The organism is Angustibacter aerolatus (assembly GCF_054776675.1).
Window position 1 is genome coordinate 71,034 of sequence record NZ_BAAHBM010000003.1, and the last position, 24,856, is coordinate 95,889.

14 protein-coding genes and 1 pseudogene are annotated in these 24,856 nt (G+C 71.5%); 7 read left to right on the plus strand and 8 right to left on the minus strand.

Annotation, left to right across the window (positions count from 1 at the left end; translation table 11 throughout):
* Nucleotides 1-477: 477 nt before the first annotated feature.
* Nucleotides 478-4,416: a phosphoribosyltransferase-like protein gene (locus tag ACYVI6_RS01660; RefSeq protein WP_460444700.1), complete on the plus strand. Its 3,939-nt coding sequence runs from the start codon at nucleotides 478-480 to the stop codon at nucleotides 4,414-4,416.
* 124 nt (nucleotides 4,417-4,540) lie between these two features.
* Here ACYVI6_RS01660 and ACYVI6_RS01665 read toward each other — a convergent pair whose 3' ends face one another.
* From ACYVI6_RS01665 to ACYVI6_RS01675, 3 genes are all read right to left on the minus strand, one after another.
* Nucleotides 4,541-5,686 carry a competence protein CoiA family protein gene (locus tag ACYVI6_RS01665; RefSeq protein WP_460444701.1) on the minus strand — a complete coding sequence of 382 codons (1,146 nt, stop codon included), beginning with the start codon at nucleotides 5,684-5,686 and terminating at the stop codon, nucleotides 4,541-4,543.
* A 75-nt stretch (nucleotides 5,687-5,761) separates the two neighbouring features.
* Nucleotides 5,762-6,202, minus strand: coding sequence for a tyrosine-type recombinase/integrase (locus tag ACYVI6_RS01670; protein WP_460444702.1), 441 nt, complete (start codon nucleotides 6,200-6,202; stop codon nucleotides 5,762-5,764).
* Between the two features lie 1,278 nt (nucleotides 6,203-7,480).
* Nucleotides 7,481-8,677 carry a GmrSD restriction endonuclease domain-containing protein gene (locus ACYVI6_RS01675; protein ID WP_460444703.1) on the minus strand — a complete coding sequence of 399 codons (1,197 nt, stop codon included), beginning with the start codon at nucleotides 8,675-8,677 and terminating at the stop codon, nucleotides 7,481-7,483.
* An 884-nt stretch (nucleotides 8,678-9,561) separates the two neighbouring features.
* On the opposite strand from ACYVI6_RS01675, the gene ACYVI6_RS01680 reads away from it, so the two are divergent.
* Nucleotides 9,562-16,719 carry a hypothetical protein gene (locus ACYVI6_RS01680; RefSeq protein WP_460444704.1) on the plus strand — a complete coding sequence of 2,386 codons (7,158 nt, stop codon included), beginning with the start codon at nucleotides 9,562-9,564 and terminating at the stop codon, nucleotides 16,717-16,719.
* A 74-nt stretch (nucleotides 16,720-16,793) separates the two neighbouring features.
* Here ACYVI6_RS01680 and ACYVI6_RS01685 read toward each other — a convergent pair whose 3' ends face one another.
* A complete protein-coding gene (locus ACYVI6_RS01685; RefSeq protein WP_460444705.1) occupies nucleotides 16,794-17,093 on the minus strand; it encodes a hypothetical protein in 300 nt (99 codons plus the stop codon).
* Nucleotides 17,094-17,139: 46 nt separating this feature from the next.
* On the opposite strand from ACYVI6_RS01685, the gene ACYVI6_RS01690 reads away from it, so the two are divergent.
* On the plus strand, nucleotides 17,140-18,216 hold the full coding sequence (locus ACYVI6_RS01690; RefSeq protein WP_460444726.1) for an alkene reductase: 1,077 nt from the start codon (nucleotides 17,140-17,142) through the stop codon (nucleotides 18,214-18,216).
* 28 nt (nucleotides 18,217-18,244) lie between these two features.
* Here ACYVI6_RS01690 and ACYVI6_RS01695 read toward each other — a convergent pair whose 3' ends face one another.
* From ACYVI6_RS01695 to ACYVI6_RS01705, 3 genes are all read right to left on the minus strand, one after another.
* On the minus strand, nucleotides 18,245-19,093 hold the full coding sequence (locus ACYVI6_RS01695; protein WP_460444706.1) for a nuclease-related domain-containing protein: 849 nt from the start codon (nucleotides 19,091-19,093) through the stop codon (nucleotides 18,245-18,247).
* Between the two features lie 90 nt (nucleotides 19,094-19,183).
* Nucleotides 19,184-19,474 (minus strand): transcriptional regulator, encoded by a 291-nt coding sequence (locus tag ACYVI6_RS01700; protein ID WP_460444707.1) that lies wholly within the window; start codon nucleotides 19,472-19,474, stop codon nucleotides 19,184-19,186.
* Nucleotides 19,471-20,019 carry a hypothetical protein gene (locus ACYVI6_RS01705; protein WP_460444708.1) on the minus strand — a complete coding sequence of 183 codons (549 nt, stop codon included), beginning with the start codon at nucleotides 20,017-20,019 and terminating at the stop codon, nucleotides 19,471-19,473. Before ACYVI6_RS01705 ends, ACYVI6_RS01700 begins: the two co-directional genes overlap by 4 nt.
* Nucleotides 20,020-20,145: 126 nt before the next feature.
* Between ACYVI6_RS01705 and ACYVI6_RS01710 the strand changes: the two are divergent.
* The 4 genes and pseudogenes from ACYVI6_RS01710 to ACYVI6_RS01725 all read left to right on the plus strand — a co-directional run.
* Nucleotides 20,146-20,754: pseudogene (locus ACYVI6_RS01710) on the plus strand (response regulator transcription factor); the annotation flags it as partial.
* Nucleotides 20,755-20,803: 49 nt separating this feature from the next.
* Complete coding sequence (locus tag ACYVI6_RS01715; protein ID WP_460444727.1) at nucleotides 20,804-22,144, plus strand: LLM class flavin-dependent oxidoreductase; 1,341 nt, start codon at nucleotides 20,804-20,806, stop codon at nucleotides 22,142-22,144.
* The gene (locus tag ACYVI6_RS01720) at nucleotides 22,141-22,707 is read left to right on the plus strand and encodes a flavin reductase family protein (RefSeq protein ID WP_460444728.1); all 567 of its coding nucleotides are present in this window, start codon (nucleotides 22,141-22,143) and stop codon (nucleotides 22,705-22,707) included. The genes ACYVI6_RS01715 and ACYVI6_RS01720 overlap by 4 nt, the downstream gene beginning before the upstream one ends.
* A gap of 3 nt (nucleotides 22,708-22,710) precedes the next feature.
* Nucleotides 22,711-23,946, plus strand: coding sequence for a cation:proton antiporter (locus ACYVI6_RS01725; protein WP_460444709.1), 1,236 nt, complete (start codon nucleotides 22,711-22,713; stop codon nucleotides 23,944-23,946).
* Here ACYVI6_RS01725 and ACYVI6_RS01730 read toward each other — a convergent pair.
* Nucleotides 23,936-24,850 (minus strand): EamA family transporter, encoded by a 915-nt coding sequence (locus ACYVI6_RS01730; protein WP_460444710.1) that lies wholly within the window; start codon nucleotides 24,848-24,850, stop codon nucleotides 23,936-23,938. The genes ACYVI6_RS01725 and ACYVI6_RS01730 overlap by 11 nt on opposite strands.
* Nucleotides 24,851-24,856 lie beyond the last annotated feature (6 nt).

Sequence of the window (24,856 nt, forward strand, 5' to 3'; positions counted from 1 at the left end):
CAAGGTGCATGCCAAGCCAGTCCGGTCCCGACCCGGGCCATAATCGCTCGACGCACTCGAGGCTCGATCGTCGTGCTGCTACGCCGTGATCAGCAGCCGTGGCCTTGGACATACCGCCAGCTCCGAGGCGGTTCGAGCCCGGGCCGCGCAGTTGCGCGAGGATCCTGACCGTCTCGGTCGCAACCATCAGACACGCGACTGAGTCGGCATCCTGGTGGTCCTCCGCGGCGGCTGCGTCGTCGCGTCTATGACGCTCTCGTCATCTGGGGCGGGCGGGACGCTCTTAGCGTCCCTCGAGGGTCGACGGCCACGAACGCGCGGGCTGCAAAGTGGAAGGTCGACGGTTCGTCCCCGCCCCTGGCCACCTTCTCTAGCGTGCGAGCGACAAGTTCCCCGGCACCGACAGCGTCAAAGCCCCGGGGCCTACCCTTCGCGTTCCGACACATCGCCAGGGGCTCGTTGCCTAGCATCGTCGCCGTGACCGACAGCGACCTCGTCGAGCAGAGCCGCCGCCTCGTCGAGGGGCGCGTCCGGGTCCTCGGGGCGGCGGGGCACCGGGTCGAGCAGCAACTCGACGGCGCATCCGCCGCGGAGCTCGTCCGGCGGCTTGCGTCCACGCCGCGCCCGGACAAGCCTGCAGTGGGTCTCCTGCTCGCCCGCGCCGTGCTCGACGACGCGCTACGGATCGGCTCGCCCTCCGCCTGGACCAAGTTCTTGTTCCGCTTCGCCGCTCACCTGAAGGGCAGCATCGACCAGCCGGGACTGTCAGCACCGGAACGACGGTGCCTCGCCATCGCCGCGAAGGAGGCGTTCGTCTTGCTGCCGACCGCTTCTCGAGATCAACGAGCCCAGGTCGACGCCGTCGCGCGTCGGCTGGCGGGCCCGGCACCGTCCGAGCTCGACTGGGAGCGGGCGCTTGGGTCGACGCATGACGAGGTGCGAACGGCGCTGCGGCGCATCGCACAGGAGCTGACCGCCTCTGATCGGACCCCGATCTCCCAGGCGAACCGCTCAGTCACCCCGGACCACGTGCAGGTGACCGTCAACCGGCAGCCCATGCCGTCATGGCTAGTCCTGGACTTCACCGGCACGCCTGACGAGCTAGTGGCGGCGACGGCGAACTGGCAGCCCGCCGGCGACTCTGCAGGCACTGCCGCCGACGTCGCCCTCGCCTGGCGAGCCTTCCAGGACGGGGACTTCGGAAGAGCCCGCACGCACGTCTCGGGCTATCTCACCCGCCTCGGGCGCTCCTGGGGTCCAACGAGCAGCACCGACGTGCTGCGCACGTGGAACTGGCTGCGCCTTGTCAGCGAGCTGGCCACCATCGAGGGCAACACCGCACTCGACACCCGGCGCTCCTCGGCGTCCGCCTGCGAGTACGCAGCAATGTGCTTTCCCGACGACGACGATCTGCGCGACGACCTGCTCACGGCGGCACTGGGCGACTTCGCCGCCGGCGACGTCGCGAGCACCCGCGCCTGGTGCGCCTACACGGCACGCATCGTGGCGGCCATCGGGCACGAGGCCGCTCTCGACGGTTACACGAACGTGCAGAAGGCCGCACTCCGGATGGCCTGGGCGGCGCAGTTCGCTCTAAACCCGGAGGAAGCACGCAGCACCGTCGGCGCGGTGAACGCCATCGGCCCGCGGCTCAAGGGCGTCACGCAGCGTCTCTACGTCGGCGCGCGGGACGGGACTCCCCCGCTACGCGTGCTCAGGGAGGCATCACATGACCTGATGCCGTTCCTGGACGAGGCGGAGGAAGGCCTGTTCCACGAGGTGCTCGACCTCGCGGGCGAGGCCGATCGGGTGGTGCGGGCCGAGACCAGCAATCACCGCGACCTGCTCGAACTGGTGAGAACGCTAGAGGAGCTGCGGGGCACCGTCGCGGCATCCGGGAGTCGGCTGCTGCTCGACATCGTCGCGCCGCACCTACAGGTCCTCATCGGGACGGCGGAGCGCGCCACCGCGCAGCTGGTGAGCACGTCCAGACCTGCGGTCGTGGCACGGCTCGGCTCCAAGAAGATCCCCTTCAGCGCCCGGGTGGGCTCGACTTACCACGTCCTGATCTCGTTGTCGAACAATGGGAACGCGGCCGCCGAAAACATCACGGTCCGGTTGTCGCAACCCGATGTGGGAATCGACACCACCGCCCGGCTCAGCTCGCTCGGAGCAGGCGCCGAGGCCGACGTCGACCTCCCGGTGCGCGCCACCCAAACGGCCACCGGAGCTGTCGAGCTCCAGTGCGACCTGACGTGGTCCGACTCCGTGCTCCAGCACTTCTCGTCCAGCCAGCAACTCGCGGCCGAGGACCAGCGGGCGGTCTCGTGGCAGGCGCACGACGTGAACCCGTTCAGCCTGTCGTCGATCTCCGACCCCGATCGACTTGTGGGACGCGCCGACGATCTCGCCTCGCTCGACGGCCTGCTGGCCGGCCGGGCGTCCGCAGCGATCACAGGACACAAACGCGTCGGCAAGACCTCGCTGACCAAGGTGTTGCTCAAGCAGCTGCAGCAACAGCGTGGCTGGGCCGGCGGCGTCCTCGACCTGGGCCGCGCGCTCGGCGCCAACCAGAGTGCGGACGACCTCGTTTACGCGCTGCTGGACGAGGTGCTGGGTGCCGCCCGCGACGTCTACCCCCACCACGTATCCGACCTACCGGAGATCCAGACGGACCGCGACGGCAACTTCGCCAGGGCCGCGAACCGGTGGATCCGCCGGCTGGCGCGGGCGCTACCTGTGGACGCCCGAGTGGTGGTGGCCGTCGACGACTTCGACGAGCTACCCGCCCACCTCGTGGAAGGGCCGCAGGCCGACAGCCTGTTCCTGTTCCTGCGCTCACTCGTCGACGAGCCCTGGTTGAACCTCATCGTGGTGGGCAGCGAGGTGCTCCCCTCCATCATCCAGGCGCAGGCGCACAAACTAAACCAGGTCGTCCCGGTGTCGGTGGACAACTTTGCCTCTCGTGAGTCGACCGCCGATCTTCTGGTGTCACCCACGTCGGACCGCCTCGAGTGGAGCACGACAGCCCTCGACCGCGCACACCACCTCTGCCACGGCAATCCGTACTACGAGACCCTCCTGGGCCAGCGGTTGTGGCAATCGATGCGCGAGCAGGAGCGCTCGTTCGTCACGGTGACCGACGTGGACGACGCCGTGGCTCGGGTCGCCGCTGGAGCGGCTGAGGGCCACTTCATGCACCTCTGGGCGGACGGTGCGAGCGGCCTCGAGCACAACTCACGGGCCGCCGTCGTGTCGAGCGCCGTCCTGAGGTCGGTCGCAAGATGTGGGGGCGCCGCGCTCGCCCCGGCCGCCGATGACGAGGTCGTGCGCATCGCCCAGAACTGGATTCAGACGGCGACCACCGGCGAGCTGCACCAGGCCGTCGCTCGCCTGCGAGGCCGGCAGGTGCTCGAGGCCGGACCGACGGAGGGCACCGTTCTCCTGCGCATCCCCCTCGTCGGCGTCTGGCTGAACGACGCGGGAGGGCGGGCCCTCGACCAGCTGTACGCCGGCTCGGCGCACGCCACCGCCACCACGCGGATGGTCACCGACACCGACCTCGTCGCCATCTCGCGGCAGCTGGTCTATCGCGGAGAGCACATCACCGAGACGCGCATTAAGGCGTGGCTGTCACAGTTCGGCGACAACTATCACCAGTACCTAGCCTTCCGCATGCTTCGCCGAATGGTGGATGGCTACTACACCTCGAGCAAGCTGCAGACCACCGTCCTGCCGCGTCTGGCGCGCGAGGTCGCAACGTCTTCTGCCAGCCGTCAACTGCAGCGAGAGGCCAACAACCAGTACCTCAAGAACGCCTACCTTATCGACCACGGTGTCCCCGGAGATTCGACCCAAGGGACACTGAGCGCGCTGGCAAAGGCGCTGAAGGTCAAGAAGGCCAACATAGTCGCAACCGCCGACCTCGAGGAGAAGGTGCGTGGCCACGACGCCGGCGTCGTCCTGTTCCTGCTCGACGATTACTGCGGCAGCGGCACTCACCTGAGCCGTGAGCTCGACACGCTCCTGGAGAACGCGTCGAAACTTGGCGACGACTGGACGGAACGGGTTCACGTGGTCGTGGGTGCGGGTGTCGTCGCCGGCGAGGGCGCACTCCCCCGATACAGCGGACCGGCGACCGTGGAGACCGTGGCAGGTGTCGTCCTCGGTGATCGCTACCGGCCCTTCGCTGCGGACTCGGGCGTGTTCGAGACCGACGAGGAGCGGCACGACGCCGAGCAAATGGTGACCTCGATCGGCCGTGCGCTGCTGCCGCGCAATCCGCTCGGTTTCGGCGGTGAGGCGCTGCTCACCCTGCTGGAGTTCAACTGCCCCAACAACGTGGCGCCTGTGTTCTGGAAGTCTGGGCCGGTTGCGGGCACCTCGTGGATGCCGCTCTTCGAACGCGCGGTGTAGTGGGCGACCGACCATCAGCCTCGGTGACGGTGCCTGGAGTTGGATGCGCGGCCACCCGAGGGCCCGGCAGGGCGATAGGCGACACGCGGGATCAACAACAGCCGGCCGGCGCCAGGCCGCCCATTCAGCGGTTTGCCAGGGCCACCACTGCGAGGCACTGCCGGTGGTGCTGGCCGCGGGTGTACCCGCAGCGCGGGCACTGGCCTCCCAGGACGGCGCCGAGCCCGTTCGGGTCGCTCCAGACCGGGTCGTCCCAGATCGGGTGACCAGCCACGTTGAGGGAGGCCTCAGCAAGCTCGTCGCGCGTAGGGCCGATGTGAAAGCCGGCCTGGCCCGGCAGCAGGACGCCGTCGGCCTCGTCCTGCTCGACGAGCAGGCCGACCGACTGCAGGTAGGGCCGTTCGACATCGCGCATGCGCGCGACGTCGGCTTTGGGCACCCACATCCACGGCTTCTTGTAGTTCATGACGTTGCGCGGCCACTCCAGCGCGACTAGGTCGCCGGCCGCGGTCAGCTCGACCATCTGCGACAGCGTCGGGTGGCCGCCCTCGGGATCGGTCGGTGCCGGCTGCGCGTGCCAGCCGGTGCACCGCAGGCCGCGGTGCCAAGGTGCGCCGCGCTGGGCGGTGCACTTGACGACGTCGAGGTGCTTGATGCCCTGCTGCACGGCGAGGTCGGCTGCGGCGGTGATGTCCTCGTGGTGCATCTTCTGGATGCCGCACGCCGGCGCTCGGTCGATCGTGGTGGTGAAGGCCTTAGTGCCGACGGTCGTCAGCCACGACGGCGCGAGCTTGTCGCGGACGGCGTGACCGATGCGCCTGCGCAGCTGGTCGGGCGCGATCGGAGACAACTGGACCTCCCAGCCAACCTCGACGTCGCCGCCGCGCACCAGGACGTCGGTCCGGCGCGTGCGCGCGTCGTCGGCGCTCTCCTGGACGGCGACCAGGCCGTGGCGCGCCGCCAGGGCGCTGATCTTGTCCTTGAGCGCGTGGTGCTCGTCGCTCTCCCCCAGCCCCGCGGCCTCGACCTGCTCGCGGGTGTACCCGCACAGGATCCGCTGCCCGCGTCGCTCCTGGAGGTACAGATACCGCTTCGGGGAGGCCTCAGCGCACCGAGCGCACACCAGCACGCCGATCTTGCAGTTGTGGTGCAGCCGGTCCCACAGCTGCGGGTCGTCCGGGTGGCCCAGGTCGGGCCGGGTCATGTCGAGCTGCTGGCCGGTGGCGACGACGAGCGGCACCCGCTCGTGCTCGTGCTCGTCGTGGTTCATCTCAGCAGGGTAGGTAGCGGGGGCCGCACGGTCTCCCGCTTCGCGAAAGTCCCCCACAACAACCGGTCGGCAGGGCTACTCACCGTCCAGCAGGTCGTCAAGCCGGTTCAGAGCCTCGCGCTGCTGGTCGACCGCCACGTGCGCGTAGACGTTCATCGTCATCTCCAGCGCGGAGTGCCCGACGATCTCCATGACGACGCGGGGGTTGACCCCGAGCGTCAGGAGCAGCGAGACGCAGGTGTGACGGAGGTCGTGCAGCCGCACCCGCGGTACCCCAGCCTCGCGGCACCACCGGGCAGAGGTGCGCGAAAAGTCATTTGGGTCCACCGGCGTACCGACGATGGTGGTGAAGACCAGCGCCACGGGCGGCCACGGATGCAGCGAGTCGGCGGCCTCGGCCGCTTGACGCACCCGGTGCGCCTTCAAAGCCTCGGCGCAGAGACCTAGCAGCGGCACCGTGCGGCGTGAGCGTTCGGGGCCGGCCGCGAGGACCGCGGTAGCTAGCTGGTGGCGCACGGAGGCTTCTCCTTGGGTTGACATCTCGCGCTGCACAAGAGTGAGCCCGGTTGAACTGGCACAACGCTAGCCGTAACGCATTCATCATTGGGAGGCCTCGAAGCCTTGGTCGGTCAACCGCATTGCCCGCTTGGTCGTGGATCGCAGCCTGCTTTGACGTCGCCCTGAACAACTCTTGAGCGAGACATTACGCAAGCCCCACTCAGCCTGATCGAAGTTTTCCTCGAGGTTTACAGACCGGACCGCGACCGACCCCATCGCTTCCGCTCAGGCATCGCGACGTCGCCGGTCCCGCCCGCGAAACGGGTAGAGCCCCGGGCCTGCGCGGGCGAGCACGTGCCGGGCAGCACAGTCGTGGTGGGCTGAATCCATGACCGTGCGACCGGGCCTCGGGCGCAGCGTTGAAGGGTTCGGGGGCCGGAGACTAGGCTGGCGCTGGTCAAAAACGGAGCGCATAAGGCCGGGCGAGCTGATGCGCGGGTCATTGCTCGAGGTTCGCGCAGGCAGGCTTCAGATTTGTCTGAGCTGTGGGCCAACCGGCTCGAGGCCCGACGCACCGTCACTTGGCTCTGCAGTCGAACGGAGTGGATATTCGTAGCGCCTGGTCGAGAACATGCGTGCGGACGCCCCCCGCATGTTCGTCGAGGCGCACTTAACGTCAAGCATTCGCGATGACGTCAGCCGCTTTCACACACAGTCTGCGAAGACCCCAAAGGGGAGCAACGAGCCTACTTCGCTCACCCTCGGGGGTAGGTAGTTGCACGACACTGGCATCAACCCACGACTTATGTGCCACTTGTCCGCGGGCCCTAGCGAGTTGACTCATGGACGTGAGCCAAGGCCGATCGAACCACTCGAGCTGGAAGCCCAGCGGCACAAAGAGTTTCAATACGTCCTTTTCGCTGACGCCGTTATTGGCGTCAATCATGGCTTGCACAGTGTTCAGCAGCCCAGGTATCGGCCCCTTCCCTTTTGCGGTGCCCGGAGACCAAGACAAAGTGCGCGGCGGGTAAGACTCAACAAGGGCGAGATGATGATGCAGTCGCTCAAGTGTTGACCGGCTCAAGCCAGCAGTTTTGTACTTGTGCGAAAACTCGTCAACGATCTCAGTAGCCAAGCCTTCGAGGAAGCCCTCCAGTTCAGCGTGAGCCAACAGCCGATAGGCATAGATGCGCTGAATAGCCTCATCTGAGTAGGCGGCCGTCGCGGACCTTGCCGGGAGGACGTCGTTCAGGTTATGGATAGCCAGGAGCAAGGAACCAAAGCGCGTACGCATGTTCAACCGAAGGAGATGGACTTGCGGTCCGAACTTAGGGCCGGAATTCGCACATGGGTCTGCAAAGTGGCGGCAAGGGCGGCACCCCAGGCACTAAGTCGGTATCCGGTCGCGCCAACGGTCTTGGTGGTACTTCTTACCGAGTCGTTAAAAATGGGATCCTGGGTGCACAACGCCTGAAAGGCCTCCACCACAGCCTGACGCTTGCGAGCACTGTTGTTTAGCTCCTTGGCGACAGACGCATCAACGAAGTAAAACGTCATGACGTCGAAAATGGCCCTGTTGAAGCGCGTCTCCCAGTGCCCGCGATCGTACCGCCGAAAGGCAAACTCGCCAAACACCTTCTCGGTAAGTGCTATGGATGAATTGGCCGAGCGGGCAGTCTTCTCTAGGGCCTCGCGATCTTCGGGCCAGCGCGCATTTAATTTATGGCACGTGTCGTCAAGGAATTTCTTGAGGTTGCCCTTGTAGTCAGGCAGGTAGGTCTGGAACCCAAAGAACCGGACTAGCAACTCTACATCTCGCATTCGGAAATCGGGCATCTTTGAGGCACCCAGGATCCTATGCAGCTCCTCGCTACTTGCCGCAAATTTATCTGCGAAGGTCGTGAAGGGACCGGGGAGGAGGGCCTGTCTCAGTTCCTGCGCCGACAGCGAAAGGGTCTGATGGTTTATTCGGTGGAACACGAGGTGCAGGAAATCGTCGTTTGGCCACTTCCGAATAACGACCGTGCGGATAGTCCGGTTCTCTAGCCGCCGTAAGAGCCGTTTTCCAGCCACTTCTTCGCGAATCTCCGCCGCTGTTCGGCCATTCCACTGCACCAGACCGGACCCCAGCCCGGACAATCTCAAGGGTTCGTCAGAGCCAAAGAAGGACTCTAGGGTGAGCAGTCGCTGCTTCCCATCAATTACAATGTAACTAAGATCGCCTGCTGCATTCTCCTGCTCGGCAAGCGTCAATTGCGGAATTGGCAACCCGAGCATGAGGGACTCGATAAACTTACTCTTGCGCTGATCAGTCCAGGCATTACGTCGCTGGAAATCAGGGTCCAGTTCAAACGCACTCTGATTCAGTTGGCTCAAGATTGTCTCGACAGTCCAGTCGGACGGTGCGAGCACTACGGAGCTGTAGTCGATGCCCTCTTGATCTAAATCATCTTCGGTCTCGGTGCCGGCGGTCTCCGGCTCCGCCGCCTCCACCTCAAACTCGTCAGCGTCTGGTTCTTGCGCCAGGGGGGGACACATGTCGGACTCCGCTCTCGTGGTCGAGACAACCTCCCACAATTTGGGGGTTGCCGGTGGTCCCGGTGCGATCACGGGCACGTGGCAGCGCTCCAACGTCCTGCACGTGGACGAGACGGGCCGCGGCCTACAACGCCTGCCCGTTGAGTGAGCTCGTTGCGATGGCTTAGGCCCGGCGGCGGCGTTGGCAGCAGCGGCAAACGGAGGGCGTGCAGGGTATCGACGACTGGCTCCACTCCGACATGTGCGCTGACCAGAGCGAGGGAAGAGATTGCAGCGCAATTGTCGGTAGGCACCCCAGGCATGCGCGCCGCTGACGACAATCGACGCGACGGACAGCACCACCTGACAGCAGCCGACTGGTCCGACGTCACATCTCGGTGCACGGACTCGCCTACACCCCGCTCACGTGCTAACAGCTGAGAACTATTGTGGACGCCGTCAAGGCGGCTGAAAATCGGAAGGTCGGCGGTTCGATCCCGCCCCTGGCCACCCACCAGCACTCCCGCCGCACCACTCCTCAGGCAACTCGACTGCCGAGTTCGTGCGCAGCGTCGGGCCTGCCCACGAAGTGCCCACACGTCTGGTCCGGCCACCACGAGGTGGGACCGATGCCGCACCCAGGCTGGCCACCCACTCACCACTCGTCACGACGACGAGCGGCGCGGCTGCCCCTCCCGACCCCATGTGCACGCCGCTCTCGTCTGGGCTGCACCCACCCGCTCAGGCAGACCGCGTGAACTGCCGTGGCTGCGTCGACGTGTGCACTCACAACGGCGTGCCGACCGGACATGCGGTGGCCGTCCGGACCAGAGGCTGCAGACCCCCCTGGAGTATCTCGCGTGCTACCGACGAACACGCCGGCGCTCAGCACGCTGCACGGCCGCGGCGTCGAGCTCCACACCCTGCAGCTCGGCAGGCACCGGGCGAACGCCTCGCTCACCGGGTCCGAGCTGACCTGGCTGACCGGATCGCCCACTCCCCGTGGGCGGCTGACCGGGTTCGACGGGTACCACAGCAGCGGACCGATCACGATGGCCTCGTCCGGGGGCCGGCGGTGGGACACCTGGCCCTGGCACCCGCAGATCGAACCGTTCCTGCTCCTGCTGCACTCCTCCCAGCACGACCAGCTGTGCGTGGCGGTGGACGGGACGGTGCAGCCGGTCACGAACCACGCGCTCGGCTCGTGGCTGTCGGGGCTCCCGGAACTCAGCACCGCGGTCCGTCCGCTGGAGGACCCGGTCGTGGTCCTGGCCTGCGGGGACGGCGCAGCACGTCAAGAGCTCGCCGACCTGACCGGACGCCTGGTCTGGCAGCCACGCGGTCAGACCGTGGTGACGGTCGACCGGGTCGCCGGTACCGCGCGCCTGCGTCTGGACCGGACGCCGAACGGGCGCGGTGGGCGGTTCCGGTCGGCCTACCCCAGCGGCCCGGCCGGCGACCGCGTGCGGTGGGCCTACCGTTCCCGGTTCGCAACCGACCCCGACGACGCGGCTGCCGACCCGGGCAGCTGGCTGGTGGAGCAGTCCGCGCCCGCCGATGCCGTGCCCGCACCCGGGGCGCGCCCGCACGTGTTCGGCGGACGGCGGCTGTGGGGCTTGTCGTACTTCGATCAGCGCGACAACCGTTCCCGCGCCGCGGCGCTGAACGCGAGCGCGTTGGACCCTGCGCCTGTGGCATGGACCCCGCCAACCCGCGACCGGCAGCCCGCGCACTCGCGGGGCTCGGCCGTCGGGGTACCGGACGCCGTCGCCGACCCCTGGCAGAGCCAGCCGCTCGGCCGGCTGCCCTTCGATCCCGACGCCGCGGCCGTGGTGGTCACCTACTTCGCGGGCGGCCGTTTCGCCGTCTACGACGGCCGGGGGGACCTGACCTACTGGGAGACACCGCTCGCGTTCGGTCACCGACTTCGCACGGACCTGGCCGCGCTCGCCGGTCCCGCACGAGGGGCGGTGCCACCTCAGGTGCTGCTGCTGACCGACTTCGGCGCGACGTCCACCAGGGCGCGCCAGCAGGTCGCCGAAGGGCTCGGCGGCACCGAGCTGCTCACGGTCGACTCGCCGACGACCCTGTTCCTCGAGCCGACCCCGGACGGAGGCAACAGCGTCCGGATCGCCCTGCTCCCCGGCACCGGCGACGAGGCCCCGGCGCCGGTGTGGACCCGCACCACCCCAGAGGGTGCCTCGATGCGTCTGGACGGCGAGACAGGCCGCCCGGCCCCACCACTCCCGACCCCGCCTGCTCGTGACGGGCGACCACGACCAGCAGGACCGGCGTCGGACGCCTGGACGGTCGCCGAGCAGGCTCGTGCACGGCTCCAGCAGCTGCACGCTGCCGCACGGGCGGGACTGCAGGACAGCGCCGACGCGGCGCGGCACCTGGCCCGACAGCACGCGCGTGAGGCGCTCCGGGCAAGGGTGCTCGCCCACGACGACCAGGTGTTCCGCGCCCACCAGCCGCTGCCCAGCCCGCTCCAGCCGCAGGTGCAGGACGCGCTGGTCGACGTCCTCACCTGGTGGGCGCTGCAACAGTCCCCATCGACGACGTCGCAGCAGGACGAGAGGCTGACGCAGTACGCACAGACGCTGGCAGCGGTCGCCTACGCGGAGCAAGCACGCCCAGCGCGGCAGCGAGGCGGCACGACCCCCGGCACCGACCCGACGCCGACATCGCCGGCACCGGCGACGGCGACGGCGAAGGCGACGGCGACGGCGGAGAGCGCCACCGCCGATCTCGACGTGCACCCACCGGACATGGGGCGTGGGGTCTACCTGGGCCTGGAGGCCGAAGCCAGAGGTGGTGACCTCGTCTTCCCCGATGGCTTGAAGCACGACCACAAGCTCGTCCTGGTCGAGCACCAGGACCTGCAGCTCGTCGTGGACTACTGGTCCTTCACTGGCAGTAGCTTTCATCAACCGATCATCGAGATCGTGACCCGGCCGGTGCCGGTGCAGCCGCGCGAGGGTCGACGTGGACAGCAGCAGGTGCTGGCGACGGTGCAGACCGTCATCGAACGGCTGGCGACCACCACCGAGCCCACACCTCTGCAGCACCTGTTCCCCGCCGCTGACGGGTTCCAGCACTCGATCGAGAGCGTCGCGTACCGACCGCGCAGCGATCAAGGCGTTGGACTGACCGACCCCAGGTTCGTCGCCGTGCACTTCTCGGTCGACGTCCCCCTGACCGGTCTGCACGCGCTGCTGGGGTCACTGCGGTCTCGGATGAACGTGCTCCGGCGGGCGCTGGGGTCCTCAGGCGCGGCGGCCCGCCTGAACGCCCAGGCGCTGGCGTTCGCGGCCGAGGCCACGTCTGCTGCGGTCCACGGCTGGGACGCCCCCACGCTGTCCGCGCACGAACTGGACCGGACGGCCGCCGACGACCCGACGATCGAGGCGCTGCGCGGCTTCCTGGCCCTGACCTACGGTCAGGCCGCGGCGATCGCGGTGGCCAAGGCCGACAAGGTGCCGCTTCCGAAGAACCACACCCTCGCCGCCTCGCGCACCTCGCTGGCCGCCTGGCGGTCGCAGCTGCCACCGCGGGCAGCCGCCTTCCTGGAACAGCACCAGGACCGGTTGTCCCAGCTGTTCGAACGCCAGGTTCTCGACCAGAACCCTTCGGCGCGAGGGTACGCGGACTCGCTGCCAGCAACGACCGGGCTCCTCACCGAGAGGTCACGGTTCCAGGGCCGTCCCACCTTCTCCATCCGGGAGTACCTGCTCACGGCGCTGGCCGGCACCCCACCCGTACCAGTCAGCCAGGCCCAGGCACTGGACATCGGCACCGACTTCGCCACGTGCAACACCGTCTCAGGCGTGCCCGTCGGAGTCATCGAACTCCGTCACATCGGCGGCCTCGCCATGCCAGTCGCCGTCATCGCAGATCACGTCACGAAGCTGGAAGACCTCATCCGCACCACCTGGAGGCAAGCCGCCGACATCCAGGAACGGGCGCGTGTCGACGACGCCCCGCCGCACCCTGGCACGGACGCAGACGGAGGGAAGGAGACCGACCCGAACCCCTCGTCGTCCTCCTCGCAGCACCAAGCCTCACCCCCGTCCACACCTCCTCACCCTGGTGCCAGCACCAGAGGGACGGCAGCGTCCCCTGGGGACGGCGAGACAGGCCGCCGAGAAGGCGCCGGCTCGAGCCTGACCCGGCACCGACACGACAGACCAGGAGCGGCAGCCGGGACGACGCCCTCGAGCCCGGCCCCATCACCCCCGAGACCGCCTGCTCGTGACGGGCGACCACGACCAGAGGGACCGGCGTCGGACGCGTGGACGGTCGCCGAGCAGGCCCGTGCACGCCTCCAGCAGCTGCACGCTGCCGCACGCGCAGGACTCCAGGGGAGCACCGACCCGGCTCTGCACCTGGCCCGACAGCGCGCGGGTGAGGCGCTGCGGGCGGCGGTGCTCGCGCACAACGACCAGATGCTCCGCTCCGACCAGCCGCTGCCCAGCCCGTTCCAGCCGCCGGTGCACGATGCGCTGGTCGACGTCCTCACCTGGTCGGCGCTGCGCCAGCCACCGCAGACGCCGTCACAGCAGCACGAGAGGCTGACGGATCACGCACAGACCCTCGTCGCGGACGCCCACGCAGAGCAAACACGCCCAGCGCGGCAACGAGGCGGGGCGCCGAAGCCCAAGCGCAGGGCCGAGGACCAGCCCATCCCGCAGCGGCCCCGGGCTCGGGTCCACACCGAGGAAGCCGACCTTAGCCTGCAGCCGCTCCCACCACCGGACCCGGGGCAGCTAGCCGCCCTGACCGGTCTGGGCCTGGTCCTGGACCCGGTGGAGCCTGACGGCGACTGCCAGCTCAACGCCCTGCTGCAGGCCGCCCCCGAGGCCTTCCCACCAGGCACCACCGCCCGTCAGCTGCGCGAGACGATCACCACGACGGCCGCCCGCATCATCGACGATCCCTCCCACCCCGCCCACGAGAGCCTGGACCACACCATCTGCGACGCGATGGCCCGCGAGGAGGCCGACCGCGCCATCAACAGCAACACCTTGACCGGCCTCACCCCCGAGCAGCACGCCCAGCGCGCCTTCGACCAGCTCACCCCCGACCGGTACCGCGACCACGTTCTGAGCATGCTGAACACCGACACCGCCTGGGCCGGCCCCCACGGCGACATCACCCTGGCCCTGGCCGCCCTCGCCCACCAGCTCGACATCACCCTCATCCACCCCGGCGGCACCACGCACCACCTCACCACCGGCGTCCACCACCTCACCCTGGTCCACGTCCCCGGCCACTACCACGCCACCCGACCCCAGACCCCCGACCAGATGCAGGCCCGAGCGCAGGCCGAGGAACAGGCGCGGGCGCTCGCGCAGGCGCCGCGGGAGGTGGGGCAGGAGGCGGTTCAGGGCCCGGGGCTCGGGGCCGCCGAGGGGTTGCTGCGCACCCTGCAGGAGCTGGCGGACCCGGAACGGACCGCCGGCAGCAAGTACGACCGGACCCTGGCCCGGAACCTGCAGGCCGCCGTGCGGTTCTACGCACGCCACGGGCACCTTGACATCCCCCGCACCTACTCGGAGTCCCAGCCCGACGGTGGGCAGCTGAACGTGGGCAAGTGGCGCCTCAACGTCCGCGGCGGCGCCACGGACCCGCGGTGGACCCGCCCGATCCTGGCCGCGCTGGGCATGACCGGGCTCCCCGCAGCCCACACCCCCGGACAGGCACAGGCCCAGGCCCGGGTGCTGGCCCAGGCCCAGGCACAGGCCCGGGCCCAGGCCGAGGAGCAGGCTCGGGTGCTTGCGCGGGCGACGCGGGGGGCGGGCGAGGGCCCGGGACCGGATGCTGCCGCGGAGCTGATGGGCAGCCTGCAGCAGCTGGCGGACCCGGAACGGACCGGCGGCGCCCCGCACGACCGGACCGTGGCCCGGAACCTGAAGGCGGCGGTGCAGTACTACTCCCGCACCGGGCACCTGAACATCCCGCGCACCCACCTGGAGGACATGGCCGGCGGTGGGCGGGTGACCCTGGGAGGGTGGCGACACCACCTCCGCACCGGCGCCACGGACCCGCGGTGGGCCCGGCCGATCCTCGCCGCGCTGGGCATGACCGGGCTCCCCGCAGACAGCACCCCTGAAGCGGCCCAGGCCCAGGCACGAGCCCAGGCACAGGCACGTGCACAGGCACAGGTGCTGGCCCAGGTGCTGGCGCGGGCGCCGCGGGGGGCGGGGCAGGGCCCGGGCCCGGAGGCTGCCGCCGAGCTGGTGGACAGCCTGCGCCAGCTGGCGGACCCGGAACGGACCGCCGGCACCCAGCACGACCGGACCCTGGCCCGGAACCTGCAGGCCGCCGTGCTGTTCTACGCCCGCAACGGGCACCTGAACATCCCCCTCAGGCACGTGCGGGGCCTGCCCGACGGTGGGCAGGTGGACCTGGCCGTGTGGCGGAACAACCTCCGCGACGGCACCAGGGACCCGCGGTGGGCCCGGCCGATCCTGCAGGCGCTGGGGACGACCTGGCTGCCCAGAGACCACGCCTCGGCGCAGGAACGCACGAACGCGCAGGAACGCGCAGTGGCACGAGCGCAGGCACAGGCGCTGGCGCTGGCGCTGAGGGCCCAGGGGCAGGGCCCAGGGCCGGATGCTGCCGCAGAGCTGGTGGGCAGCCTGCAGGAGCTGGCGGAGCCGGAACGGACCGCCGGCAGCCCGTACGACCGGGCCCTGGCCCAGAACCTGCAGGCCGCCGTGCACTACTACGCCCGCACCGGGCACCTGGACGTCCCCCGCCCCCACGTGGAGGATCTGCCCGGCGGTGGGCAGGTGAACCTGGGCAGGTGGCGGAGCCACCTCCTCTACGACGCCAGGGACCCGCGGTGGGCCCGGCCGATCCTCCACGCGTTGGGCATGACCCTGCCGGCCCGGCCCCAGCTCCCGCCCTCGGGTGCGGACGGTGGCCCCGACCCCGCGGCGCCGCCGGCCCCCGCGATCACCGACCCCGAGGAGCGCGACAGCGCCAGCGAGGTACGGCCACGGGCGGTGCCGGTGTTCCGCCAGGTCACCAGGGTGCTCGACCAGGCGCGCCACCAGGAGACGGCGCGGCTCGTGGACGACCCGCCGCCGGACCAGGCGGACGTGGTGATCACCGGGTGGAACGTGATCAGCCAGGACCGGCTGACCCACCGACCCGAATCCGACCAGGAGTTCCCCTGGCGCGACCCCGCTGACCCCCTCAACCGCGTCCTCGCCCTTTATGCCGACGCCGAGGGCAGAGTGCACCCGGCCGTCACGGTACGGGCGGTCCGGATCGGACCGATCCAAGCGGTCCTGCGCCAGATGGCCCGCGACCCGCACGAGCCGCGGCTGACCTTCACCGCGCAGGACTGGCCGGCGATCCGCCGGTCCCTGGAGCACCAGGTCGCCGACCTGGTCCGTGCCAGCATCCAGGGCCGGCACGTGCCGCCGCGGATCCAGGCGAGGATCCTGGACGCCGACGACGTCCTCCCGCACGAACAGGTCCTGGTCGGGCAGTACGGGGCGTTCCTGACCGAGCAGGCGCTGACCGCGCAGGGCGCCGACCGGCCGCTGACCTCCCACGGGCACGTCCTGGCGCTGTACCCCGCAGCCGTGCTCGACCAGCCCGACACCCAGCAGCAGTGGCAGCAGGCACACCCCAGCTTCCCGGCCTACGCCGTGGACATCCCACGCCGAGGCGGAGGCCAGTCGCTGATGTCCGCCGAGGGATACGCCGGCACCTCTGCGTTCATCAACACCCGACTGACCCACGACACGGAAACGCCGCAGATCGACCAGAGCCCCACCGGCGTCAACGCCCTGCTCGCCCCGTTCGAGGTGCAACTGACCCTGCCGCCCCGCCCGAACGACCCCAACCCCACCCGGTGGCAGCCCCTCATGGCCGTCATCGCACTCGACAACCTCTACGCAGACCACAACCCGGCCGGGATGGTCCTGCTCGACTACGGCGACACCTACCTGCCGATGCTCCAACCACCATCACCGACGATCAAGCCCGACCCCGGCTGACCCACCGCGCGGCCCGGGCCACCGAACATCGGCAGACGGCAGTTCGACCCGCCCCTGACCACCCACCACGGCAGCTAGACAGCCGTCGCCGCCTGCTCCCGGGCGTCGAGCTCCCAGTCCGCAGCCAGGCGCATCGCGTCGTGGGCCTCCTGCAACACCGCGTTCCGCGCCGGTCCTCGTTCCAGACGCTCCGCCTGGTCGAACAACCGGTCGGCCAGCGCGGCCTGCTCCAGCGACTCGACGGCGGAGGACCACGCCTCGCTGTCCCGTGGCACGTCGACCCCGAGCAGCTCCACGACGCGCGCCGGGTCGATCTCGTCGTCCGCACCCGTCTGCACGGACCCGATGGTGCCGCACGTCACGCCGCGCTTCACCCCCGTCACCGGAATGCCCTTCCAAGAGGCCCGGTTGCAGGCCCTCGTGGACCTCTTCTCCCCCGTCTCGCTCGGTGACATCGAGCTCGCCAACCGCGTCGTCATGGCGCCCCTCACCCGCATGCGGGCCGGTGCCTCCGGGGTGCCGAACGACCTGCTGGTCGAGCACTACGCGCAGCGCGCGGGGCTCGGCCTGATCATCACCGAGGGCACGTACCCGCGGGCCGCGTCGCAGGCGTTCGTCGGCCAGCCCGGCATCGTGGACGACGCGCAGCAGGCGGGGTGGGCGCGGGTGGCCGAGGCGGTGCACGCGCGCGGCGGCAAGATCGTCATGCAGGTGATGCACGGCGGCCGCGTGACCCACCCCGACGTCAACGGTGGTCGCGACGTCGAGGCGCCCAGCGCCATCGCGATCCAGGGCGAGGGGCACACCGAGCAGGGCAAGCAGGCCTACCCGCTGCCGAAGGCGCTCACGACCGACGGCCTGCGCGAGGTGCGCGACGACTTCGTCGCCGCCTCGGTGCGGGCGATCGAGGCCGGGCTGGACGGCGTCGAGCTGCACGGCGCCAACGGCTACCTGCTGCACGAGTTCCTGTCGCCCGCGTCGAACCAGCGCACCGACGAGTACGGCGGCTCGCCGGCGAACCGCGCCCGCTTCGTGGTCGAGGTCGTCACCGCCGTCGCCGAGGCCGTCGGCGCCGGCAGGGTCGGGCTGCGCATCTCCCCCGAGCACGACATCCAGGGCGCGCTCGAGACCGACCGCGACGACGTCCTCGCGACCTACGGCACGCTGCTCGACCAGCTGGCCCCGCTCGGCCTGGCCTACCTGTCGGTGCTGCACCGCGAGCCGACCGGTGACCTGGTGCAGGAGCTGCGCCGCCGCTTCGGCGGCCCGCTGGTCGCCAACAGCGGCTTCAGCAGCGCCACCACCCGCGACGAGGCCGCGCAGCTCATCGAGTCCGCCCACGCGGACGCCGTCGCCGTCGGCCGCGCGGCCATCGCCAACCCCGACCTCGTCGAGCGCTGGCGCGGCGAGCACGCCGAGAACGAGCCCGACCCGAGCACGTTCTACGCCGACGGCGCGCGCGGGTACACCGACTACCCGTTCCTCACCGCGAGCTGACGCCGTCGCGCCGTGGTGCCGGCCGGCGTCAGGCGCAGGGGAACGCACCGGCCAGCACCCGGTGCGGCTCGTGCCGGCGGACGTCGTCGAGCGGCCCCTCGTGACGCAACGACGACGCCAGGCGCTTCGGCCACACGACGTCGACGTCGTCGACCGTGAAGGCACCGCCGATCAACGGCCAGTCGGCCTCGACGAAGCAGAGGACGCCGCGGACGGGGACGTCAACCGCACCGTGCGCGGCGAGCACGGCGCGCACCAGTCCGACCTGCTGCTGCACACCAGCCACCAGCTTGGTGCAGTCGCGCCCGCCGACCCTCAGCCGCTCGGTGCGCGGTCGGAACAGTCCGCCGTCGACCTCGAGCCGCGGGCGGCCCTGGTAGCGCTTGGCGTCGATGACGACCACGCCGTCTGCGCTGATCGCGACGTGGTCGATGTTGGCGCGCGTGCGCGGGATGCGGCGGTCGTGCAGCAGCAGGACGCCGTCGGCAGCGAGGGCATCGAGTCGCGCCCCGAGCAGCTCCTCGCCGCGGGCGCCCACCGCCCAGGCCGTCGTGCTCTGCGGGTCGTCGGTCAGGGCGAGGATCACGCCGCCGAGACGCGGGTGGTCGGCGCGGATGCGGGCCTCGCGCTTCGCGGAGCGGCGTTCGTGCTCGCGCCGGGCCGACGCGCCGGCCGTGCCCGCCTCGGTCGTCGTCGGGGCCGGGGCCTGAGGTGACGGAGCCGCCGCGGGGCCGTCGGCGCAGGCCAGGCACTCGACGTCCCGCGCGGCGCGGTCGTAGACGGCCGGCGTCCCCTCGGGCAGCGCGACCCCGCAGCTGCGGCAGGTCCCGGTGCGGCGCAGCCGCATGCGCTTCAGCGACCCGTCCACGCTCGGCACGGCTGCCCGCCTCCCGTCGCGGCAGGCACGTCGCCCGGCCGTCGGGTCTGGTTCGGCCGACGCGACCGGCGTCTGGAGCGGCCGAGCGGGCTACTCGACGCCGTCGAGGATCGCGCGGAGGGCGGCGGCGTGGGTCGAGAGGGCGGTGCGGCCGGCGGTGGTGACCGAGAGCCAGGTGGTGCGGCGGCCCTGGTGCACGCCCTTGCGGCTGCGGACGTAGCCGGCGTCGGCGAGGGCGCTGACGTGCTTCGACAGCACCGAGTCGCTGACGGCCAGGCGGTCGCGGACGACGGCGAACTCGGCCTCCGACACCGCGGTGAGCGCGGAGACGAGGCGCAGGCGGGCGGGGGGCTGCAGCAGCGGGTCGAGCTCGGGGGTCACCGGGCGACCACGAGCAGCACCAGCCCGGCGACGGCGGCGACGACGAGCAGCGCGACGTCGAGCGTGCGACCCCGCTGCACGGGCTGCTGCCGGTAGCGGCGCACCCAGCGCCGGCCGCTCTCGCCGTACGCCAGGCCCCCGGCCGCGGCAGCGAGGGGCACGACCCACCAGGCACCGGCGAACGCGGCCCACGTGGCGCCCGCGAGGCCGGCCGCGTACCCGAGGGACGCCAGGGTGGCCGAGCCCAGCACGACCTGACCGGCGAGATCGGCCAGCCGGACGCCGTTGGCGCGGCGGAACCGTCGCAGCTGCAGCACCGCGGTGGCGGCGAAGAGCAGCAGGCCGGCGGCCAGCAGAGCGAGACCCGCGGCGTCCTGGCGCGCGATGCCCAGGGAGCCGGTGGCGATCTGCACCGCCACGGCCGCCGCGAGCGAGGTGTGCAGGCCGGCGGGGACGACGAGGTCGCGCACCAGCTGACCGGGGGCGGCGTCGGCGGCGGCGAGCGCCTGCGCGGCCTCCTGCGGGGACGGTCGAGAGCTTTCCATACCGGAAAGCTAGCGCGTGCTTTCCAGACCGGCAAGTACCCACCGTGTCCGCGATGTGAACCTGGCGCCCCGCAGCACGCGTGGGTCCTGGGAGGGCGCCACCCGGCGCCAGCGGACGGAGGGCACATGAGCGACCTCGGCGGTGCGACGCGGGTGCGTCGCGCCACGCCTGCTCCCCTGGGGCACCGTGCACACGGCGTGCCCGACCAGCCGGTGCCGGCGCGGGCGGCGACGCGGGTGCTGGTGCTCGACGTCGACGAGCGGGCCGCCGGCGCGGTGCGCGAGGTGCTGGCCGGCGAGCCGGAGCTCCAGGTGGTGCGGCACGAGCGACCGGCGCCGCTGCCGCACGCGGACGTCGTGGTGATCGGCTGCCGCACCGCCGACGAGGGCACGGTCGGCGTCGTCGAGCAGCTGGCAGGACGCCTGCCGCAGGCCGGGCTGCTCGTGCTCGCCACGGAGGCCGGCGTCGAGACCGTGCTCTCGCTCACCCGCGCCGGCGCGCGCGGGGTGCTGCTGCGCTCGGCCCGCGCCAGCGAGCTGATCGGGGCGGTGCAGGCCCTGCGCCGCGGCGAGGCCGCGCTCTCGCCGGCCGTGACGCGCACGCTGCTCGACCGGCTGGCCGCGCTCGACCTCGCCCGCGCGGCCGAGGTGCAGCGGGCGATCGACTCGCTCACCCCGCGGCAGCGCCAGGTGCTCGCCCACGTGGCGGACGGCGCCTCGAACCACGAGATCGCCGCCGAGCTGGGCATGGGGCACGATCCACCGGCCCGACCACGACCCGACGATCCAGCTCGAGCAGGACGTCGAGCTCGCCGAGCACGCCGACCGGCTGGGGTTCGACGAGTTCTGGTTCGGGGAGCACCACAGCGGCGGGTGGCAGATCATCGCCGACCCGCTGCTGATGGTCGCTCGCGCCGCGGCGACGACGCGACGGATCAAGCTGGGCTCCGGGGTCTCGACGCTCGCCTACCACCACCCGAAGATGCTGCTCGACAGCGTCATCCAGCTCGATCACCTGACCCGCGGCCGGCTGATGTTCGGCGTCGGCGCGGGGGCCCTGGCGCTCGACAGCTCGATGATGGGCCTCGACCCCATGCACGCGCGGCAGGCGATGGAGGAGAGCCTCGAGGCGATGACCCTGCTGCTCGCCGACGCGGGCCCGGTCACCTACACGCCGGAGCACGCGTCGTGGCGGCTGCACGAGGCGTACCTGCACCTGGCGCCGTTCTCCGAGCAGCTCGACATCCGGGTCGCGGTCTTCAACTCGGCGTCCGGGCCGCGGCTGGCCGGCCGGTTCGGGCTCGGCATGATCTCGTTCGGCGCCTCCGCGGCCGTCGCGATGGGCCGCGAGAACCGCATGCAGCTCGCCTTCGAGAAGGCCAGCTACATGGCGGAGCGGCACGGGCAGGTGCTCGACCGGCGCCGGTGGAGCGCCATGAGCCCGATGCACATCGCGCCGACGGAGGAGCAGGCGCGTGCTCAGGCCCGCGAGGGCGTGGTGCGGTACGTCGACTACATCCGGCAGATCCTGCCGATGAACGTGCCGGTCGGGTCGGACGCCGACGACATCATCGACACCCTGCACATCGCCGGGCACGGCGTGGTCGGCACGCCGGAGATGGCGATCGCCCACATCGAGAAGGTGCAGGAGCTCAGCGGGGGCGTCGGCACCTTCCTGCTCGAGCACGCCGGGTGGGCCGGCCACGCCGACACCCGGGCCAGCATGGAGCTCTTCGCCACCGAGGTCGCGCCGCACTTCACCGGCTCGACGCGCACCCGGCAGGCGGCGTACGCCCGCGAGCTGCAGCACGACCAGCTGACCCGCCGCACGATGGCCGCCGCCCAGGCCGCTGCCGAGGCGCGGCACACCGTCGACGTCCGCACCGACCGGATGCAGCGGCTGCAGCAGCTGCGCGACCAGCCGCCGGCTCACCTGCACGACGACCCGCACCCCGACCCGCACCCCGACCCGCACCCCGAGCCGCCGGACGCCGCCGCCCTGCCCGCCGAGCGCCTCCACCTCGAGACCGTCCCCGCCGAGCAGTCGAGCCAGGCGCTGCCCGTCCCCGTGCCCGCGGCCGACCGGCGCTCCGGTCGACACCGATTCTCCTGGAGCAGCAGGTGACCGCCCCCGCCCCGCTCGCAGCCCTCGCACCCCTCGCACCGCTGACCCCGCTCGAGGGCACGGCGCCGCTCGAGGCGCTCACCCCGCTCGACGACCTCCCGCTGACCGCCCAGCTCGACTGGCTCTGCACCGGCGTCTGCGTGGTGGGCACGGGGCTGCACGCGCTGACCGTGAGCGCCGTGCTGCACGTGAGCGACGAACCGCCGATCCTGGCGATCGCCCTCCGCGAGCGCTCGTCGGCGATCGAGGCGCTCACCGCCAGCGGCCGGTGCACCGTGAACGTGCTCGGTGACCAGCACCGCCAGGTCGCGGCCCACTTCGCCAGCCGGTCGCGGCCGCGCGGCCCGGAGGGTTTCGCGGTCGGTGCGTGGACCCTCGACGAGTGGGGCCCGCGGCTGACGGACGCCGTCGCGGTGATGTCGTGCGAGGTCACCGACATCCGGCCGGTGGGCGACCACGCGCTGCTGCTGGCGCAGGTGGTCGACGTCGACGCCCGGCTGCCCCTGGCGGTGCCGCCGGTGCCGCTGGTGCGCGTGGCCCGACAGCTGCACGGGGTGGGCTGAGCCGTGCCCGTGCTGCTCACCCTCTCCGTCGTCGTGCTGGCCTGCCTGCTGGGCGGTCGGCTGGCGGTGCTGGCCCGGCAGCCGGCGGTCGTCGGCGAGCTGCTCGCCGGCATCGCCCTCGGCCCCGCCGTGCTCGGCGAGCTGGCGCCGTCCGTGCACGCCTCGCTGCTCGGCCCCTCGACCAAGCCGGTCACGTCCGCGCTGGCCCAGGTCGGCGTGGCGGTGCTCATGTTCGGCGTCGGGCTCGAGCTGCGGGTGAGCCGGCAGACCGGCCGGTCGGTGGCCGCGGTGACCGCCGGCTCCCTGGCGCTGCCGCTGTCGCTGGGTGCCGTGGCCGGGCTGGCCACGCTCTCGCACCGCGGCGACGTCGAGCCCTGGGTCTTCGTGCTGTTCGTCGCCGGGTCCCTGTCGGTCACCGCCTGCCCGGTGCTCGCGCTGATCCTCAAGGACCGCGGCATGGACCGCACGGTCATCGGCACCACCGCGATGTCGGCGGCCGCCGCGAGCGACGGCGTCGCCTGGGTGCTGCTCGCGATCGTCGCCAGCGCCGCCACCGGCACCGGGTCGCCCCTGCACACCGTCGTCGCCCTGGCCGTCGCGGGCGTCTCGGCCTGGGCGCTGCGGGCCGTGATGGCCCGGGTCGTGACCTCCGGCCGGCTGCCCAGCCCGCACCCCGCCGTCCTCGTGGCGATCGTGCTCGCCGCCGTCGCCGCCGCCGCGGCCGCGAGCGACGCGGCCGGGCTGTACGCGGTGATCGGCCCGCTGCTGCTGGGCGTCGCCACCCCGCGGACGCCGGGGCTGAGCGAGCGCGTCGAGCGGCACGTCGGGCACGTGGCCCGGGCCGGGCTGCTGCCGTTCTTCTTCCTCGGCGCGGGCTCTGCGGTGGTCGGCCTGCTCGACGTCTCGCCGCTCGCGACCGCCGGTCTCGTCGCGGTCGCCGTCGTCGGCAAGGTCGTCGGCGCGTCGGTGCCGGCCCGGCTGACCGGCAGCTCCCCGGCCGACGCGGCGCGCCTGGGCGTGCTGCTGTCGAGCCGCGGCCTGACCGAGCTGGTCTTCCTCACCGCCGGCCTGCAGCTCGGGGTGCTCGACGCCCCGCTCTACACCGCGCTCGTCGCGATGGCGCTGCTCACGACCGCGGCGACCGGGCCGCTGCTCGATGTCGTCGACCGCCGCGAGCGCCGCCACGGCCGCGGGCCGGCGCAGCCTGCCCCGCCGGTCACCGCCGGCGTCAGCGGCTGAGCGACGCCGCCGCCACCGGCGGGACGACGTCGGGCACGGCGCGCCGCCGGGTCAGGGCCGCCTGCACCGACGGCTGCCCGATCACCACGCCGCTCAGGACCAGCGCGGTGCCGGCCAGCTGCACCAGCCCGAACCGCTCGTGCCGGACGACGACGCCGAGCACCGTGCCGACCACCGGGTTGAGCAGGCCGATGAGGGCGACGGCGGCAGCGGGCAGGCGGGCCAGGCCGCGGAACCACACGACGTACGCCAGCCCGGTGCTCACCAGCCCGACGTACGCGAAGCCCAGCAGCGCGGGTGCCTGCAGCGCAGGCGGCCGGCCCTCCACGACCAGCGCGAGCGGCACGAGCAGCAGCCCGCCGGCGACCAGCTGCCACGAGGTCGAGGTCAGCAGGTCGGTCGGGGGCGACCAGCGCTTGACCAGCACGAACCCGAGCGACGAGACCAGCACGGCGCCGGCGGAGGCGGCCACGCCGAGCGGGTCGACCGCCCCGCCGCGCAGCACGAGCAGCCCGACGCCCAGCACGCCGACGACGGCCGCACCCACCGACAGCGGCGCCGGCCGCTCGCCGACGAGCAGCCGGGCCAGCACCATCATCACGAACGGCGCGGTGGCGGTCAGGGTCGCGGCCAGCCCGCCCGGCAGCCGCTGCGCAGCCACGAAGACCAGCACGAAGAAGACGCTGAAGTTCAGCCCGCCGAGCACCGTCGACCGCCACCACCACTCGCCGTGGGGCAGCCGGCGCCGGGCGGCGAGCAGCAGCAGCCCCACCGGCAGGGCACGCAGCACTCCGCCGAGCAGCGGGCGGTCGGCCGGCAGCAGCTCCTGCGTCACCAGGTAGGTCGAGCCCCACGCGACGGGCGCGAGGGCGGTGAGCAGGGGCGTGCGCACGACGTCTTCCACGGAAGA